The organism is Erwinia sp. MYb375, assembly GCF_037479175.1.
Classification (GTDB): Bacteria; Pseudomonadota; Gammaproteobacteria; order Enterobacterales; family Enterobacteriaceae; genus Erwinia; species Erwinia rhapontici.
This window is the reverse complement of the sequence record NZ_JBBGZS010000023.1, coordinates 1,421,648-1,438,656: the sequence shown is the minus strand read 5'-3', so window position 1 is coordinate 1,438,656 and position 17,009 is coordinate 1,421,648. Positions and strand designations below refer to the sequence as shown.

Annotated in this window: 10 protein-coding genes and 1 pseudogene; 7 read left to right on the top strand and 4 right to left on the bottom strand. The window is 54.1% G+C overall.

Going from position 1 to position 17,009, the window contains the following annotated elements:
• Positions 1–54 precede the first annotated feature (54 nt).
• On the top strand, positions 55–1,017 hold the full coding sequence (locus WH279_RS19525; RefSeq protein ID WP_339458798.1) for an aldo/keto reductase: 963 nt from the start codon (positions 55–57) through the stop codon (positions 1,015–1,017).
• A 168-nt stretch (positions 1,018–1,185) separates the two neighbouring features.
• Here the strand turns inward: WH279_RS19525 and yegD are convergent, their stop codons facing one another.
• The gene (gene yegD / locus WH279_RS19520; RefSeq protein ID WP_200643556.1) at positions 1,186–2,538 is read right to left on the bottom strand and encodes a molecular chaperone; all 1,353 of its coding nucleotides are present in this window, start codon (positions 2,536–2,538) and stop codon (positions 1,186–1,188) included.
• A gap of 188 nt (positions 2,539–2,726) precedes the next feature.
• Here yegD and WH279_RS19515 point away from each other — a divergent pair, with 188 nt between their 5' ends.
• Positions 2,727–4,142, top strand: coding sequence for a hypothetical protein (locus WH279_RS19515; protein WP_339458104.1), 1,416 nt, complete (start codon positions 2,727–2,729; stop codon positions 4,140–4,142).
• A gap of 22 nt (positions 4,143–4,164) precedes the next feature.
• Here WH279_RS19515 and WH279_RS19510 read toward each other — a convergent pair.
• Positions 4,165–7,503, bottom strand: a pseudogene (locus WH279_RS19510) (diguanylate cyclase).
• Between the two features lie 159 nt (positions 7,504–7,662).
• Positions 7,663–8,292, bottom strand: a complete 630-nt coding sequence (locus WH279_RS19505; RefSeq protein ID WP_339458103.1) for a phosphatase PAP2 family protein — start codon at positions 8,290–8,292, stop codon at positions 7,663–7,665.
• 271 nt (positions 8,293–8,563) lie between these two features.
• On the opposite strand from WH279_RS19505, the gene udk reads away from it, so the two are divergent.
• The 3 genes from udk to asmA all read left to right on the top strand — a co-directional run bounded on the left by udk (position 8,564) and on the right by asmA (position 11,888).
• The gene (udk, locus tag WH279_RS19500; protein ID WP_339458102.1) at positions 8,564–9,205 is read left to right on the top strand and encodes a uridine kinase; all 642 of its coding nucleotides are present in this window, start codon (positions 8,564–8,566) and stop codon (positions 9,203–9,205) included.
• A 24-nt stretch (positions 9,206–9,229) separates the two neighbouring features.
• Positions 9,230–9,811 carry a dCTP deaminase gene (gene dcd, locus WH279_RS19495; RefSeq protein WP_133841521.1) on the top strand — a complete coding sequence of 194 codons (582 nt, stop codon included), beginning with the start codon at positions 9,230–9,232 and terminating at the stop codon, positions 9,809–9,811.
• A 229-nt stretch (positions 9,812–10,040) separates the two neighbouring features.
• On the top strand, positions 10,041–11,888 hold the full coding sequence (asmA, locus tag WH279_RS19490; RefSeq protein ID WP_339458101.1) for an outer membrane assembly protein AsmA: 1,848 nt from the start codon (positions 10,041–10,043) through the stop codon (positions 11,886–11,888).
• Between the two features lie 48 nt (positions 11,889–11,936).
• On the opposite strand, the gene WH279_RS19485 is transcribed toward asmA, so the two are convergent.
• Entirely contained in the window at positions 11,937–13,502 is a 1,566-nt protein-coding gene (locus WH279_RS19485) for a TerC family protein (protein ID WP_200643551.1), read from the bottom strand.
• A gap of 812 nt (positions 13,503–14,314) precedes the next feature.
• Here WH279_RS19485 and wbaP point away from each other — a divergent pair.
• Together wbaP and WH279_RS19475 are read left to right on the top strand one after the other, a co-directional pair.
• Positions 14,315–15,748 (top strand): undecaprenyl-phosphate galactose phosphotransferase WbaP, encoded by a 1,434-nt coding sequence (wbaP, locus tag WH279_RS19480; RefSeq protein ID WP_339458100.1) that lies wholly within the window; start codon positions 14,315–14,317, stop codon positions 15,746–15,748.
• Between the two features lie 115 nt (positions 15,749–15,863).
• On the top strand, positions 15,864–16,997 hold the full coding sequence (locus WH279_RS19475; protein ID WP_133841525.1) for a polysaccharide export protein: 1,134 nt from the start codon (positions 15,864–15,866) through the stop codon (positions 16,995–16,997).
• Positions 16,998–17,009: the final 12 nt, after the last annotated feature.

Sequence of the window (17,009 nt, the reverse complement as noted above, 5' to 3'; positions counted from 1 at the left end):
GTTCTTTGTTAGACTTAGGGACTGCTTTATTGACATCCAATCAGGAGAATCATGATGAGTACTTTAGAACATCGCCAGCTGGGCCGTTCCGGCATTCAGGTTCCAGTGCTGACGTTTGGCGGCAATGTGTTTGGCTGGACCATTGACGAAAAGACCTCGTTTTCTCTGCTCGACGCACTGGTGGAGAAAGGGCTGTATTTTATTGATACCGCTGATGTGTATTCTCGCTGGGCATCGGGTAACAAAGGTGGCGAATCGGAAGTCATTATCGGTAACTGGCTGAAAAAAAGCGGTCAGCGCGACAAGATTGTGCTGGCGACCAAAGTGGGGATGGATCTGGGTGACGGGAAAACCGGCCTGGCACCTGCCTATATTCGTCAGGCGGTAGACGCCTCGCTGGCGCGTCTGCAAACGGATTATATCGACCTGTATCAGGCGCATCGCGACGATGCGGATACGCCACTGCAGGAGACACTGGCGACATTTGACGCGTTGATTAAAGAAGGTAAGGTCCGTGCCATCGGTGCCTCTAATTATTCTGATGACCGCCTGAGCGAGGCGCTGAAAATCAGTGCCGACAATGGGCTGGCGCGTTATGAAACCCTGCAACCGGAGTATAACCTCTACGATCGCCAGGGGTATGAGAGTGGTCTGGAGTCGGTCGCCAAAGAGCACGGTCTCGGGGTGATTAACTATTATTCGCTGGCCAGCGGTTTCCTCAGCGGAAAATACCGCAGTAAAGCGGATGCCGCCAAAAGTGCGCGCGGTCAGGGCGTGGTAGAGAAGTATCTGAACGATCGGGGTCTGAAGATTGTGAATGCGCTGGTGCAGGTGGCAGAAGCACATCATGCTTCGCCTGCGCAGGTCGCGCTGGCATGGCAGATTGCCCGTCCGTCGATCACCGCGCCGATTGTCAGCGCCACCTCACTGGCACAGGTTGATGAGCTGGCGAAAGCGGCGGTGTTGACGCTGAAAGACGACGATCTGCGCCTGTTGTCGGAAGTCAGCAGTTATTAAATCATTGCCAACAGTGAACACGGGGGCGGGCATGCCCCACCCCTACGGCAGTAACGCGCGGGGCAAGGCATGATCAATCCCTACGGCAGTAGCGCGCAGGGGCGAGGCAGGCTCAATCCCTGGGACAGTATCCCGTAGGGGCGAGGCATGCCTCGCCCGATTGTTTCGTTACCGGAACATCACCTGCGCCCAGCGCGCCAGCCCCGCCGTTACGGAACCGAAGTCATCTCCGCTTGCCAGCGGAATATCCGGTAACTGCTGTTGCAGTGCCGCACGCAGTACTGGCGAGCGGGCGCTGCCACCCGTCAGATAAATCACGTCAGGACGCGTGCCACTGGTGTTCAGCGCCAGCGTCACCTGTTCCTGGATACGTTCCAGCGGCTGACTGATCGCCGCCTGAAGGCCCGCCACACTGATTTCGGTTTCCAGCCCACCATCAATAAAGTGCATGGCCGTCATCACCTCATCACGATCTGACAGCGCAATTTTGCTCTCTTCCGCTGCCCGCACCAGACGATAGCTCAGACGCTGTTGCCACACTTTCAGCAGGCGCTGCACTTTTTGCGGTTCGGCCGCGTCACGGATCAGATCCTGCAACTGCTTGCGGGATGCCGTGGCATAGAAGTCGCTCTGTGCCGGAACGTCGTTGATGGCAACGGCATTCCACCACGGCAGGGCCGGAAGTCCGGTGCCTTTCACGGTTTCGCCACCCAGACCGAGCAGCGGCATCAGTTCTTTAAAGGCCAGCATGATATCCAGATCGTTACCGCCGACGCGGCAGCCACTGTGGCCCAGCAGGCTGTCGCCACGATCGGCTTTATCGTGCCACTGCGGTCCCATCAGCAACATGGAGCAGTCGGTGGTTCCCCCGCCGATATCCACGACCAGCACACGCGTTTCTTTTGTCAGCGTGGCTTCAAAATCCAGACCCGCGGCAACCGGTTCAAACTGGAAGATCACATCCTGGAAGCCGGCACGACTGGCCGCGCGCGCCAGGATGCCTTCAGCCTGTTGGTTGGCCTCATCGCCGCCCAGTCCCTGGAAGTTAACCGGACGGCCAATCACCGCCTGGGTGACGCTGTCATTCAGGGTGCTTTCTGCTGTTTGACGGATATGCAGCATGGTGGCGCACACCAAGTCTTCAAAGAAGGCGACCTGCTGTGGTTTTAGCCCACTGGCTCCGAGGAAAGATTTGGGTGATTTCACAAACCACACGTCTTCCGGGTCATCCATATACTGTGCCAGTGAGGCAAGGCCAAATTTGACGCTGGCAGGCAGAACCTCAATATCTTCTTCGCGGTTAAAAGCCAGCGCGCGACGTAACAGCGCCTGGTTTTCTGCCTGCGGGGTCGGTACCTGGTGATGACGGAACAGCCATTCGCTGACCGCATCACGGGTTGGCGCACACAGCATTGAGGGTAAATAAGGCGAGCTCTGCTCTAACGGCAGCAGCTTAGGTGCGCCGTTCTCCATGATGGCAATAGAGCAGTTTGCCGTACCGTAGTCGAAACCGATAAACATCGTTTCCTCCGCTGAGTGTGAAAAAAGGGGGGACTTTAGCTTGAGAGCGCTGACGGCGCAAGCGGCAAGATGAGGCCCCACGCGGGGACTCGAATTATTTTGGGTATATCTGTCTGCTTTGTATAGAATCACGCCCTTCACACGGCATCACCGCCTTGCCATTTGGCCGCGGGGGCAGGGAGAAATAAATGGACTGGTCTGTACTGATATTACTGCTGGGGTTAATGCTGTCGCCATTGATGCTGGGGATCACTGCGCTGATGTTGCTGATCCGTAGTCAACATATCCGACCGCGCTGGGTTCTGCTGGCGATGGTGCTGCCACAGATACTGATTGGCGCACTGTTGCTCTGGCCGGGTGGCATGTCTACGGTGGAGTTTTCCCGCGATATTCTGCAATGGCTGGTGACGCTGGTGGCCTGGCTAACGCTGTTTCTGGCGCGCTGGCAGCGCCGCGGCACACCGCCCATCCAGGCGCTGGTGACCGGCTGGCTGCTGTTTATTGTCCTGGCCGCCGCCTTCTATTTTAATCCCTCCAATCAACGCACGATGGCCTGGAAACGCCACGAACAGCAGATGCAGCATAATTTGGTACTCCTGGAGCAGGGGGCCCGCTCGCAGCTGGACAGACTTTCGGAGGAGAGTGCGCGCGAGCTGTTCTATCGGGCGGCGGCAAAAGCGTATCCGGAACAGACGCTGCGCTACTTTATCCGGCGTGGCCTCTCGCCGCTGGATAAAGGTGAAAATGGCTATAGCGTGTTAAGCAATGCCATCGAAAGCCATAATACGGTGGCGCTGAAACTGTTCCTGTCGGTGCTCACCCCGGCGCAAATCCAGTCATTATCCTTTGATTACGACCCGCTGCGCGATCTGCGCCTGGACCCGCCAGCGGGAGAGGCAGAGCAGCAGCAGTTTTATGACAGCATGGCCTTGTTACTGGCGGCACGCCCGGACTGGATCCATCCGCGTGACAAGCGCGCCGCTTCTTACCTGACCCGTGCGATTTTTGACGGCAACGGTCAGAGTGCGAACTTCTTACTGAGGTATCTGCCTGCGCCGGAAGGGCTCTGGCGGCTGGCACTGCTGGCGCTCAATGAGGACACACAGACGCTGATGGCCGCGCTGCGTGAGCAGCCGTCACAGCTGGAACAAACGTTGTCTGATGGTGAGGGACGCCACCTGAACCTGATGGCGTGGATGATCAAATATGCCCCGCCAGCCACCCGCACCGCGCTGCTGAACAGCAAATTAATCGTCTGGGATCACTACCAGGAACCTTCTCCACGCGACGGGAAGGGGGCAATGACCAATACATTGATTGATGAATCCCGTGGCAACTGGCGTTTCCGTGAAGAGTCACCCAGCGTGTTACAGCAGGTGCTGGCCAGTGCGATCGCTCAGGGAGTGACCTTATCGCCTCAACAGATGCTGGCGGTGTTTCGTTATGAAGATGGGCCCGAGACGCTGGCCGTTATGCGCAAGGCAGGATTGCCCTGTGGTCCGTTGATGTCGGCCAGCGCACAGCTGTTGACTGATTCGGTGCAGGACAGTCAAGTCCGGCGCTGGGTCAGTGAGTCCTGTCTGCGTCAGCCCAGCTGGCAATAACATCGGCGTGGCGGTGAGGGGGTTATTTTATCGCAAAGTAGCTGTTGAGCAGCAGTGTCGATAGCGGCTGGCGTGGCGCAATCACCTCGCCCCAGACGACATCAATCCCAATGCCAGACAGCGTATTCAGCGCGCCCGGCAGTTCGACGGGCCCGGCAAGGGTGCTGATCCCCAGGCGCTGGGCGTGGCCGTGAATGATCGACACCATCATTTCGTCCATCAGATTGCGGTGCACATTGGCGACCAGCTCACTGGCGAGGATCATATAGTCGATCTGGTCGGCCGGTAGCTGGTTAAACGCATCAAGATTACGGCCAAAATCACGCAGTACAATGCGGCTTCCCATCGCGCGCAGACGGGCAATATTCTGGTGCAGCACGACGTCATGCTGGCTCAGGACATCGGCGTTGATCGCGAACCAGATAAGGTTGGCCGGAACGTGATAGCGTGCAAACTGTGCCAGTGTCTCGCTGATAAACTGCTCATCACGTAAACCAAAACCCGACACCGGTAGCGCCAGCGTTAACCCTTTGCTCAGTGCACCCTGCGCATAATGCTGGAAAAACTCTTTGATCAGTTTACGGTCAAGGGCCACAAACAGATCACCATCCTGTAACCCGGTGCGGAAGCTGGCCTCATCAATCTCGTGTCCCTCCGGGGTAAACAATTGCATCTCCGCCAGATAGAAGCTGGTGGCATGAATTTTCCCCGGCGGTGCGGCGGCCCAGACGTGCAGACGCATTGGCTGCTGAGCGATGATTTGTTCGTTTTCAATGCGGCTCATCACGGGTTTCAGGCGCTTCAGCAGATGGCTTTCATACATGGAAAGTTGGCCGCGTCCGTTATTTTTGGCGTGATAGCAGGCGAGATCGGCCTGTGCCATCAGTTCACTGGCGCTGGTGTTTTACGGGCTGATACGCGTCAGGCCTGCGCTAGCACCGACATGATGCAGGCGGCCCTCCCACAGGAAGCCATATTCATTCACGGCGTGAACAATACGTTCGACCACCTCACTGGCCTGTTCCAGCGAGCAATCTGGCAATAATGCACCGAACTCATCACCGCCCAGACGGGCCAGGAAATCGCTTGCGCCCAGATGCTGCTGCATCACGCCAGAGATTTCACGTAACAATGCATCACCCGCAGCATGGCCCGCGGTATCGTTGACCGCTTTAAAACGGTCGAGGTCGATAAACACCAGCACATGCTGCTGTTGCTCGGTGGAAGAGAGGATCAGACGTTTTAACTGATGTTCGAAGCTGACGCGGTTGGGAAGGCGAGTCAGCATATCGTGAGAGGCGCTGTAGCTCAGACGTTTCAGCATCGCACGCGATTCGCTGACGTCCTGAATGACCATCACGCTACCGATATTTTCTCCGGTCAACGTTTTCAGTGGTGACAGGCTGTAATGTATGGCGAACTGTTCGCCGGAACGGTTGTGCAGCACCAGTTCGGCATCAAGATCGCCGGGGGTTTTTTGCTGTGGCAATTCGCACAGCAGCAAATTTTCACGCTCGGATCCCTTACTGCCGTGAGTGATATGCAGAATATTGCTGATGTGTTGACCCGACGCCTGATGTTGCAGCCAGCCGCTCATTTTTTCTGCCACCGGGTTCATAAAGATAATGCGCATCTCTTCATCGGTGCTGATCACGGCTTCACCGATAGCATCGAGGGTAATATGCATGCGTTCTTTCTCTTCATAGAGCGCATCGGTCAACTGGCGCAGCGCGGTCATATCCTGATTGATGCCCAGCATACGTTCGACGTTGCCTTTTTTATCCAGCACGATACTGCACTGTGAGCGGATATGGCGGGTGCCGATATCGGTCTCAATGCGAAATTCAATATCCACGGTGGTGGCATTCTTAATCGCATTATCAAAAGCGGTGATGGCTCTATCGCGGTCGGTAGGGTGCAGGCTGTTTGCCCAGGTCAGATAGGTTGCCTGCGCATTGACAGGGAGTTGGTAGATCTGGAACATGCGCTTATCCCAGTTCATGGTTCCGCTTTGCAGGTCCCACTCCCACACGCCGATACCGCCGGCTTCATTCGCCAGGGTGATGCGTTCCATCAACTGCTGATTGACCTTCTCGGTTTTTTTTAACTCGGTAATATCTTCAATTTGCGCGATAAAGTAGAGCGGCTGCTGCTCACTATCACGAACCAGTGAGACCGCCAGCAGCGCCCAAAGGGTCTGTCCGCTCTTACTGAAATAGCGCTTCTCCATGCTGTAACTTTCAATATCCCCTGCCAGCAGGGTCCGTAACTGAACCAGGTCTGCATCAAGATCGTCTGGATGCGTCAACTGCTGAAAGTTCATCGCATAGAGTTCCTCGGGCGTATACCCCAGCAGTCGGCACAGGGCTTTATTGGCCTGCATCCACTGACCGCGGATGGAGACCAGTGCCATACCGATGGCTGAATATTCCATTGCGTGACGGAAACGGGTCTCGCTTTCAGAAATATGTTTGCGCTCTTCGCGGAACGAATGCATCACCAGCGTCATCATATGGCTGGGGATCAGCGCCAGCAGGAAAGGCACCCATGGCATGGAGGAGAGCAGTTGTGCACTGGTTTTGTCCGTTGGGATGAGGTGAAGCGCCAGCATCAGCGACATCATGGAAATGGTCGCGAGATAGATAACAAAGGCTTCAAAGCGGGGCAGCCGCACCGCACTGTAGAACAAGATCACAATGACAAAAGTGAACGGCCAGGGGGCATAGCTCAGCGTTACCCAGCACAGGGACAACGTGATGACCAGAGTCAGCAGCGTTTCAAACAAGACATGCTGGCGTAAGTGACGGCGAACATAATCAGGCTGCCACAGCAGACAAACCGGCCCCAGAGCCAGCATGCCGATCACCTCGGAAATCGTCCACGTGGTAAAAAAACGAAATGAGGCATGGCCGTTGATATCCAGTATCCAGGTGGCTAACAACCCGCCTGCCAGTGGCGTAAACAGGCCGATGGAAACGACCATCTTGCACCAGCTGTACAGGGAGTTGAGCGGCGCACGTCGGTCAAGCAGATGGCGAAGCAGTATTCCTCCCATCAATGCCTGTAGCAGGTTAACCAGGGGGAATTTTAGATTTGAGAACGACATGCCCAGCACCAGGGCGTTAGCGCAGGTGACACCCAGCACGCAGCTCATCAGAAGGACGGGCAGATCGCGTGAAGGATTGCGGAACACCACGATGGTCATCAGGGCGGTGGAAAACCACAGCGGGGAGATTTGTCCGCTGACTTTTATCAGCTCAAGGCAGAAAAAGGTGACGACAAAACTCAGTAATCCCAATAGCAGCCCGTTGACCCAACGTGGGCGGGAGAGGGCTACTTGTTGTAACGTTTCTGTCGTCATTACATATCCAGCGCGGCGCCGATATAGGCGTAATCTCAATCACTAATGCCATGCTAGCATAAGGAATAGACGATTCAGCGGCAAATGCACAATCAAAAGATCGTCTTATTCGAACGATTGAAGGGGGGCAATATCGCGTCAGGGAGAAGTTTTGCGCCATTACTGGCGCAATTTGAGCAACTCTTCACGGGTCCAGGCATGATCGATACCGGCGATCTGCACGGACAGGCGTTGCAGGAACTGCTGGGTGGTGGCGATGCGGCCATGACCAATCAGCAGCAGCGGCACCAGCAGGGCAATACTCAGTTGCCACAGGGAGAATCCGCGCGGGCGGGTGTGGCGCTGGCCGATCAGGAAGGCGCTGCTCAGTGTAAAGCCGAGGATCAATCCGCTGACCACTTCACTGACAGAGTGATAATTTAATACCAGGCGCGAGATGCCGACCATCAGCGGGATCAGATAGCCGATAGCGATCGCTGCGGTACGCCAGATTGTTGGCAGACGCGCGCCCAACAGCCAGAGCATCACCGGCCAGAGGGTTGCAGACATTGCGCTGTGGCCACTGAAACCGGTGAAATTGAAACGAGCGCTGCCAATACCAAACCCCAAGAAGGCGATTTTCGACAGGCTGACCACCGCGCCTGCGGTGCAGAAGGCCAGCAACCAGTACCAGGCGGTGCGTTTATTGTCGCTTTTCCGGTGAAGGAGTAACGCCATAATGGCTGCGGTGGGGATCAGCAACATGCTGTCGCCAAAATAGGTCAAAATATGGACAATATGCCAGGACACACGGTTTCCTTTTTACTGTTTTTCTGTCCATCAGTTTAACGATGAAACTGATTGTCGCCTAACGGGAAAGTCTGAAAAAGTTGCAGGCGCTTTTTGCTGGCATCAGCAGGGGTAACTCCCTATAATTGCGCCCTCTATGCCCTTCATATTTCAAGCCGCAGGCAGGTTTATTGACGTTATTTGCCTGCGTCAACAGCAGGCCCCATGAGGGGCTCGAAATCTGCCGGGTTATGCTTACCCTTATATTGTCTCAGAATCAGGTCTTTAATATATGACTGACAAGTCGCATCAGTGCGTCATCGTAGGTATCGCAGGCGCTTCGGCCTCGGGAAAAAGTCTTATTGCCAGTACGTTGTATCGTGAAGTGCGCGATCGCGTGGGTGATGAAAATATTGGTGTCATCCCCGAGGATGCCTACTACAAAGACCAGAGCCACCTCACTATGGAGGAGCGGGTCAAGACGAACTACGACCACCCCAGTGCCATGGACCACAATCTCCTGTTGCAGCATTTGCAAATGCTGAAAGCCGGTCAGGAGATTGAGCTCCCCGTATACAGCTATGTGGAACACACCCGCACCCAGCAAACCCTCTGCCTTAAGCCGAAAAAAGTGATTATCCTTGAGGGGATTTTGCTACTGACGGATGCGCGACTGCGTCAGGAGATGAACTTCTCTATTTTCGTTGATACCCCGCTGGACATCTGTTTGATGCGTCGTATGAAACGCGATGTGAACGAACGTGGGCGCTCAATGGATTCGGTGATGGCACAGTATCAGAAGACGGTGCGCCCGATGTTCCTGCAATTTATCGAACCTTCAAAACAATACGCTGACATTATTGTGCCGCGTGGCGGCAAAAACCGTATTGCCATTGATATCCTGAAAGCGAAAATTAATCAGTTCTTCGAGTAATCGAAGCGTCTGTTGGAGTGCTCCATGAGATTATGTGACCGCGATATAGAAGCCTGGCTCGATAATGGCAAACTGGGCATTGATCCTCGCCCACCGGTTGAACGTATCAATGGTGCCACCGTTGATGTCCGTCTGGGCAATCAGTTCCGCACTTTTCGCGGTCATACTGCTCCTTTTATTGATTTAAGCGGACCGAAAGACGAAGTCAGCGCGGCGCTGGAACGCGTGATGAGCGATGAAATTGTGCTGCCAGAAGGCGATGCCTTCTATCTGCATCCGGGTGAACTGGCGCTGGCGGTGACGCTGGAGTCGGTGACCATCCCCGACGACCTTGTGGGCTGGCTGGACGGTCGCTCTTCGCTGGCGCGCCTTGGGCTGATGGTTCACGTGACCGCTCACCGTATTGATCCGGGCTGGCAGGGCCGGATTGTGCTGGAGTTCTATAATTCAGGTAAACTGCCATTAGCACTGCGCCCTGGCATGCTGATTGGCGCACTGAGCTTTGAGCCGCTGTCGGGGCCGGCCGCGCGTCCTTATAACAGCCGCCAGGATGCCAAGTACAAAGGGCAGCAGGGTGCGGATGCCAGCCGTATTGATAAAGACTGATACCCGGCATCATTCAAGCTGAGCCTGCGCTATCAGTCAGTGACTGGGGTGAGGAAAGGCAGCCAACACCGCTGTGAGCGGAAAGAAGAGTGATGAAACCCTTTAGATTTCAGCTTGCAGCAATGCGGCAACTGAGCGAATCCCCAGGAGCTTACATCAGTCAGTGACTGGGGTGAGGGAAGGCAGCCAACACCGCTGTGAGCGGAAAGATGAAGGGGTAAGGAGAGGCATGAAAAGATTTATAACGACCCTTGCCATTCTACTGGTGGTGATGGTAGCGGGTATGACTGCGCTGGTCGTGCTGGTCAATCCTAATGATTTTCGCGCCTATATGATTCGCCAGGTGGAGCAGCGTAACGGCTACCAACTGGCGCTCAATGGCGATTTGCGCTGGCACGTCTGGCCGCAGCTCAGCATCCTTTCCGGGCCGATGACCCTGACCGCGCCGGGTGCCGCACAGCCCGTTGTCAGTGCGCAAAATATGCGGCTGGACGTCGATCTGTTGCCGCTACTTTCCCATCAGCTTTCCGTCAAGCAGGTGATGTTGAAAGGTGCCGTTGTGCGCCTGACGCAGGACAGCGAAAGCCAGCGTCCTGCTGATGCACCTATCGGCCCCGTCGATAAAGGTAACACTGCTTCCGTCAGTGACGTAACGCATGGCTGGAAGTTCGATATTTCCCATCTGCGCATTGCTGACAGCCTGCTGGTCTGGCAGCAAAGTAACGGTGAACAACTGAACGTGCGTGATTTTAATCTGGCGCTGGATCAGACGCAGCCTCGCCGTGCACATATCACGCTGAGCAGCCGGATTAACCGTGACCAGCGCGAGTTGCAGGTGAGCATGGATAGCGATCTGGATATTACCGATTATCCGCGACACGTTGGTGCGGTCATCAATCAGTTCGATTACCAACTCAAAGGGGCCGATCTTCCTCAGGACGGCGTGAAGGGCAGCGCCCGGATGAAAGCCCACTGGACGTCGCCAACCCGTCAGTTCAGTCTTGAAGATATCAGTCTCAGTGCCAATGACAGTCAGCTCACCGGCACGGTGTCCGGATCGCTGGGCACGCGCCCCCAGGTGGTTGCCAGTCTGCACGCGGCCAGTCTCAATCTGGATGCCTTACTGGGCCTGAACCCGGTTTCTGCCGGGGGGGGCACCGGGGCCGAACAGCGTTCCGGCCCTGCACCGGTGATTGCTGCGTTGCCAGAGTATGATAATGCCAATTCCCCGCTCAATGCGATGGACGGCCAACTCTCCCTCGTGGCCGATAAACTCAACTGGCGCGGGCTGCAGATGAACAATGTGCAGCTGGACGCCGCCAGTGAAGAGGGGTTACTGACGGTGAAAACCTTCAATGGCCAGGCCGCTGACGGCAGTTTCTCTCTGCCGGGTACGATTGATGTGCGTAGCGCCCAGACTAAAGTGGCCTTCCAGCCAGACCTGAAGCAGTTTGCACTCACTCCGTTATTGAATGGGTTTGAATTGCCAAACAACATCAGTGGTGCGCTTTCGCTGAAAGGGGACTTTCACGGTGAGGGGCTGACTGTCGACGCCTTTAAGCGACAGTGGCAGGGCAGTGCAGATCTGAGTATTCGAGACGCGCAGTTTGCCGGTCTGAATTTCCAGCAATTGATCCAGCGTGCGGTGGAGAATAACAGCACCAAGGTGCGCGGTCAGAATGACGACAGCCAGCCCAACCTGCAACAAATCCAGGGGCGGCTGGCACTCAATAATGGCGTGTTTAATTTTGGTCGCCTGGATGCCCGTTCCGATCAGCTCAACTATACCGGCGCAGGTATGATTGATGTGGTGAAAAGAACGCTGGATATTCGCTTTGGCGTGACGGTGACCCAAGGCTGGAGCGGTGACAGTACGCTGGTACAGCGTCTGCAACAAACGCCAGTGCCATTACACATCTATGGTCCGTGGTCGGCGATTAACTACAACCTGAGAGTGGATCAGGTGCTGCGTGACGAGTTGCGTGACGAAGCCCGTCAGCGTCTGCAGCAGTGGATTGAACGTAACCCGGATAGCAATAACAAAGACGATATGAATAAGTTGCTGAAAGGTCTGTGATGTTGTCGGGGGCGATGGGAACAGGATCGCCCCCGACATTCACTGACATTACACGGTGTCATTCTGCGGGATAATTTGCACCTTTTGTACCCGATGGCTGTCAACCTGTAACGTCCGGAAGAGGTAATCCCCCACCTGAACCTCTTCCCCTTCCTGCGGTATGCGCTGCAAATGCTCCATCAGTAATCCTGCCAGCGTGAGGTATTCGCGTTTCTCATCCAGTACCAGCGGCAGATGCATGGCCAGATCGTCGAGTGGCATATGGCCATTTGCCGTCCAGCTGCCGTCGGCATTCTGTTGAATATCGTAGCGTGGGTCGATCTTCTCCCCTTCATTGGGCAGATTCCCGGCGATGGTTTCCATCACATCACTCAGCGTCACAATGCCTTCAACCGAACCAAACTCGTCGACCACAAACGCAAAATGGGTACGGGCAGTACGGAATTGTTCCAGCGCGGGCAGCAGGGCAAGCTGCTCAGGGAAAACTAATGGCTGGCGGATCAGCGCGCGCAAATCCAGGTCATTGCCATGCAGAGCCTGCTTTAACAGGTCAATAATGTGTACCACACCGAGCGGTTCATCACTGTTTTCGGTAATGATCAGCCGCGTATGCTGATTATTGTCCAGCAGCGCCATGATTTTTTCCGGTGACTCTGCCAGGTCAATATGCTCAATATCATGACGCGAGGTCATGATGCTGCGCACGCTGCGCTGGCCCATGGCCAGTACGCGTGCAATCATCATGCGCTCCTGCTTGTTGAAGATGGCTTTGCGCCCGGCATTATCAGCAATCAGTGATGAGGTTTCCGCGTCCAGTTCAGCCTGTTCGTGGTGGCCGCGCAGTAGCCTCAGGACCGCTTCTGCGGTGCGTTTACGCAGCGGCGATTTTGCAGAGAGGAAACGGCGGCGGTTAAACTGTGCCAGCTGGTTCAGGGCTTCAATAATCACTGAGAAACCGATGGCAGCGTACAGGTAGCCTTTAGGAATATGGTAGCCAAAGCCATCGGCTATCAGGCTGAAGCCGATCATCAGCAGGAAGCTGAGGCAGAGAATGATAATGGTCGGGTGGCTATTAACGAAACGGGTCAAAGGCTTACTGGCCAGCAGCATCAGGAAGATGGCAATAATCACCGCTGCCATCATCACGGCGAGGTGGTCAACCATACCGACAGCGGTGATCACCGAATCCAGCGAGAACACCGCATCCAGCACCACAATCTGAGCCACCACAGGCCAAAAGCGTGCGCCCTGTTTTTGCGGGCCTTCTTCCCCATCCTTACCTTCCAGCCGCTCGTTCAACTCCATCGTGGCTTTAAATAGCAGGAATACACCGCCGACCAGCATGATCAGATCGCGTGCACTAAAACCGTGACCGTTGACGCTAAACAGGGCATCGGTCAGTGATGAAAGCCAGGAGATAGAGGCCAGCAGGCCAAGGCGCATCAGCAGAGCCAGCATCAGGCCGGTGACGCGCGCACGGTCGCGCAGTGCGGGGGGAAGCTTTTCAGCCAGGATGGCTATAAACACCAGGTTATCAATACCCAGGACCAGTTCCAGCAGGACTAGCGTGACCAGGCCGGCCCAGATTGACGGGTCGGCGATCCATTCGAACATTGTTTTCACCTGAACAGCATATGAGATCATCAATGATGAGTCGGAATCGCCACCATTTCAACCTGTAATCCGGGCGTATTGTCGTTAGGACTTCATGACGGGAGGATAATCCGCCTTATCGGCGGATTAATAACCATCGGTTACCGAAATTCTTAAACTGTTTCTTTTCAGGATTAATCGTATAGGGCCAGATTGATTAAAGAGTAATACTTATAACCTGAATACACGGAAGTAGGATTATTCTTAGTTTTCGACAGGGAATTAATCTTAATTTTACTGTGAGAGGAGTAGGGCAATGAGTGGTACTGACGCAGCAGCAACGTAGTCTTATTCCTAAAAGAAGGTACGGGCGAGGGGAGCCTCTTGTAAACAGGCCAGTTATAACTAGTATAGCAACGTGTTACTGAATGTCTGCGTGGATGTTGTATTTAGCGCAGTACTGACGGATTAAATGTTGATTTATGTGAATGATGACGCATTTCTGTCGATAAAAACGCTAAAACCTGACGCTGAAAATGGCAGGTGAACAACATGAAACGGCAACATTACAGCGCATTGGCAGCTACAAGCCAGGGGCGGTAGCGTGTCCTGACGAGTCTTGAGACTGTTCAGGAAGCGCCGCGGAACAGTAAACGTTCATGTTGATTTTCTTGCCAAAATCTCTAGCCGCTATGCCAGCTACGATGACCTTTTTGTCAGACTCCCTAAATAAGTTTCCTGTGTAATAACTGATGCGTTGATTAAATACTCATCTCACCAGGTCAGAAACCAATAAAACACAGGCTTCCTAAGATAAAAATTACGAGTTAACTATGCGCGATATTGAATTTACCTTTAAAGGGTTGTTAATAAAACTGTCATTGGCTCTCTCAGATCTCATCTGTTTTAATGCGGCACTGGCTGTGGCCATTCTGCTCATTAATAGTTTCCCTGGTGATACTCTGTCAGATATACCTGCCATCGATTTCAAATTGACTATTGCTACACATATTCTGCTTTCTGTTGTTTGCGTGGGATGGTTCTGGGTGAGATTACGCCATTACACTTACCGCAAACCCTTCTGGTTTGAGTTAAAAGAAGTCTTCAGAACGGTCTTAGTATTTTCGATTATTGCACTTTCCATCAGCGCATTATCTAAATGGGAATTGTCCCGCTGGATTTGGGTATTAACCTGGTTGCTGGCGATGGTGATGATCCCGGTGGGGCGTGCCGTTGTTAAACGGGTGCTTAATCGAAACAATCTGTGGAAAAAGCAGTCGATTATTTTAGGCAGTGGTAAAAATGCCGAAGAAGCGTATCAGGCGCTGCAAAGCGAAGAAGTGATGGGCTTTGATGTGGTGGCTTTCTTTGATGTCGATGGCAGCCAGCCCGCTCATGAACTCTTCGGTATCCCGGTGGTGAAAGACGAGCAGACGCTGTGGTCAATGGTGAACAGCGAAACTCAGTTTATCGTGGCAGTGGAATACGAACAGAGCCAGTCACGCGATCTGTGGCTGAAGAATCTGGCCAAACATAACTGTCGTTCAGTATCCGTCATCCCTTCACTGCGTGGTGTGCCACTTTATGGCACAGATATGGCATACATCTTTAGCCATGAAGTGATGATTCTTCGGGTGAACAATAATCTTGCCAAGCGCACTTCGCGCTTCCTGAAACGCACTTTCGATATTGTTGGCGCGCTGGGGATTATCACCATGCTGTTGCCCGCATTAGCGGCACTGATATTTATGGTGTCCCGCGATGGGGGTGCACCGATTTATGGTCATGAACGCGTTGGCTTCAAGGGCCGCAAATTTAAATGTCTGAAGTTCCGCTCCATGGTGGTGAACTCTAAAGAGGTGCTCGAAGAGGTGCTGCGCACTGACCCGGCAGCGCGTGAAGAGTGGGATAAAGACTTTAAGCTGAAAAATGACCCGCGCATTACCCGCGTTGGACATTTTATCCGTAAAACCAGCCTTGATGAATTACCGCAGTTATGGAATGTCGTGCGCGGTGAAATGAGTCTGGTGGGGCCACGTCCGGTCATCGAAGCCGAACTGGAACGCTATGCGGGTGATGTGGATTACTACTATATGGCTAAACCAGGCATGACCGGATTGTGGCAGGTGAGCGGACGTAATGATGTTGATTATGAAACGCGCGTCTACTTCGACTCCTGGTACGTGAAAAACTGGTCACTGTGGAACGATATCGCCATCTTGTTCAAAACCGTTGGTGTGGTTCTGAAACGGGATGGGGCTTATTAAAACAAAGCAGGGGGCCTTACAAATAAGTACCTGATTTGCAGTATTAGCAACTTTTAGACGCTACACAGCGGCGGTCTCGCCATTCACATTCAAATTACTGATAGCGATAAACCAGATGATTAAAATCAAAACTAAATTGATACCCCTGCTGGTCTCAGCAGCGTTCCTTTCCGGCTGTACCATCGAGCCGGGCAGCCACCTTTCCACCACGGGTAAAGATGTTGTCAAGCAACAGGACAGTGATTTTGACATCGACAAATACGTTAATGTCTTCCCGCTGACGCCGGGCCTGGTTGAACGCATGCGACCAAAACCGGTTGTGGCACAGGCGAATGAAGCGCTGCAGCGCGAGTTGCAGGCTTATGAGTATCGTATCGGGGTAGGTGATGTTCTGACGGTGACCGTCTGGGATCACCCGGAACTGACAACCCCATCTGGTCAGTATCGTAGCGCCAGCGACACCGGTAACTGGGTCCATTCCGATGGCACGATCTTCTATCCGTATATCGGTAAAGTGCGTGTAGCGGGTCGCACGGTGCAGGAAATCCGGGATGAGATCGCCCGCCGCCTGTCCCAGTACATTGAAAGCCCGCAGGTGGATGTCAGCATTGCCTCATTCAAATCACAGAAAACTTATGTGACCGGTGAAGTGACGACGTCCGGCCAGCAGCCGATCACCAACGTGCCGTTGACCATTCTTGATGCCGTCAACGCCGCGGGCGGGTTAACCGCCAACGCCGACTGGCGCAACGTAGTGCTGACGCACAACGGCCGCGAGCAGCCTATTTCATTACAGGCGCTGATGAAGAACGGTGACCTGTCGCAAAACCATCTGTTGTACCCTGGCGACATTCTTTATGTGCCGCGTAATGACGACCTCAAAGTGTTCGTTATGGGTGAAGTGAAACAGCAGGCCACACTGAAAATGGACCGCAGCGGCATGACGCTGTCGGAAGCGCTGGGTAATGCTCAGGGCATGGATCAGGCCGCTGCTGATGCAACGGGTGTCTTCGTGATTCGTCCAACTAAAGGACCTAACCGCAGCAAAATCGCCAACATCTATCAGCTCAATACTAAAGATGCCGCCGCGATGGTAATGGGTACCGAGTTCCAGTTAGAACCTTATGACATCGTTTATGTCACTTCTACGCCGCTCACCCGTTGGAACCGCGTGATTTCACAGCTCGTTCCGACCATCAGCGGTGTTTACGATGCGACACGTACCGTGCAGACGCTTCATAACTGGTAACCGCCGGAAAAC